General features: G+C 42.4%; 2 protein-coding genes. Both read right to left on the bottom strand.

The window, feature by feature from the left end:
• Window positions 1–1,678, bottom strand: a 1,678-nt coding sequence (locus PVV68_RS10260) for a ShlB/FhaC/HecB family hemolysin secretion/activation protein (RefSeq protein ID WP_273783024.1), incomplete at its 3' end; no start/stop codon positions are given.
• Window positions 1,671–1,867 (bottom strand): hypothetical protein (locus PVV68_RS10255; protein WP_273783023.1); only part of this gene is annotated, 197 nt, incomplete at its 5' end. The genes PVV68_RS10260 and PVV68_RS10255, both read right to left, overlap by 8 nt.

Genomic DNA, 1,867 nt, shown 5'->3' with positions numbered 1-1,867 from the left:
AATATGACACATCAACATCCGTAATATCTCCAGTTGAATGGAAACCAAGAGTTGCTCCTACCAAACTACCGCCAAAACTGTTTTTGCTTAAATCATTGGCCACTGCCCCCAGATCAAGCGCCATATACGGTGCAAATTGGCTCATAAATTTACGCCCCATGCTCGAAGAAAAACCTGGCAACAACAGCGATAATTCATTGCGCCAAAACGCCCCATTATTGCCGTAATAAATCGCCTCACGCATACCACGCACAGAAGAGGAACCTCCAAGCGACAGTTGCTCGGAACTAAACAATGTGTCGGGTGATAATTGTCCTGAAAACAGTGTGTTATAGCGAAAATTATGCTGATTGAGCGAAAAAGGACGCACGTAACTTAGGGAAAAAGACAATTTGGAAAATTGCCCTTTGGGTGAATTTTTTGTTGCATTCTCTTGCTCTTTATCGTCATAAGCCCCAAGAATTGCCAACCCTTTATGAAACCCTATATGCGCGCTTAATTCTCCTCCAAGCCACTTGCGCGAATGATCAAGCTCTAATGTTGCAATAGCTAGTTTACGGCTGGAAACATCAACCTTGCTGCCCATAATAAAATTATCGGAATATTTCCATGTCAACCGTCCTGTAATCCATGTCTTTCCCTCTTGATCACGGTCTATAACCCGTGAAATCCACGGTGTAAGCGATAAAGATTTACCGGCAGTATCAATATCAGAAAATATTCCCTTAACACTCGAATGATATTGGCTCCACGTCCCATCAAGACCTACCGTCCAATAGCCATAGGGAATGGAAAAGGAACCCGTTATCGTATCACTATTGGGACGCTTGCCTGAAAAATGATACGGACCACCATTCATGGAGCGCTGATAACTAAACGACCATTGATCATTGATCCCTAATAAATCATCAAAAGAAAGGCTAACACGCGTTTGGTAAAGCCCTGTTGCTTTAGCACCAAGATTATCACTGGAAAGTGTAAGGAGCCACGGCTTCTGCTTATCAATATGAACATCGAGTATCGAACCACCCGAATTGCTCCCCGCACCAAGATTAATGGTAGCTTGGCGTGAGAAAAGCCGATTGATTTGATCAAGCCCTTGCTCTATCTGGCGCAGATTGATCGGCTTCCCAATAAGGTTTGGAAAAGCCGTGGTGATTTCTCCTTGAGATTTCCTTCCAACTTTATGCCCATCAAGGGTAATATCTTCCATCACACCTTCAACAACAACAATCTTGAGATGACCGCCGCTTAAATCTTGCTCAGGCAAATAAGCCCGCACCGCAATATAGCCGCGCTTCATATAAAGCTTGGTCACCGCTTTGAGCACTTTATTGATTTCGGCAATCCCCAAACACCGTCCTTCCCAAAGAGAAATGGCTTCATGAAGGTCGGTGTGAGAAATCAACTGAGCACCAACAAATTCAATGTTTTTAATCAGCAAACAGGTTGTACTAGGCGAAGCACCATAGGCAGATGTGGTATCATCATCTGGCAAAAAGACCCCATGGGTTTTGTTTTTACGCTGCAATTGCTGAAAACGTTGTTGTTGCGTTTGTTGTCGTTGGATGCTCTCTGATTGATTAATCGCTTTCTCACGAATGTTTTGGGCAAAACTCGGCAACGAGAAAAGGCACAAAATAACCGCAACAATAAAAGTGAAAAAAAATCTATGCATTCATTGTGCCCTCAACATGAGCAACCAAATGAACCATATCATCAGCGTCACAGAAAAAATCACCAACCGTGTAACAATTTTTTAATTTTTTGATGAGAATAATTCTTTTAAAATCTAATAGAAAAGCATAAGCTGCAGCATATATATTTGCTTTATTGGTCGTGAAAACCATATCATCTCCCCCGCTTT

The organism is Bartonella sp. ML69XJBT, from assembly GCF_028618515.1.
GTDB lineage: Bacteria > Pseudomonadota > Alphaproteobacteria > Rhizobiales > Rhizobiaceae > Bartonella.
Note: the sequence above shows the minus strand (reverse complement) of the source record. Positions and strands in the feature narration are given on the sequence as shown.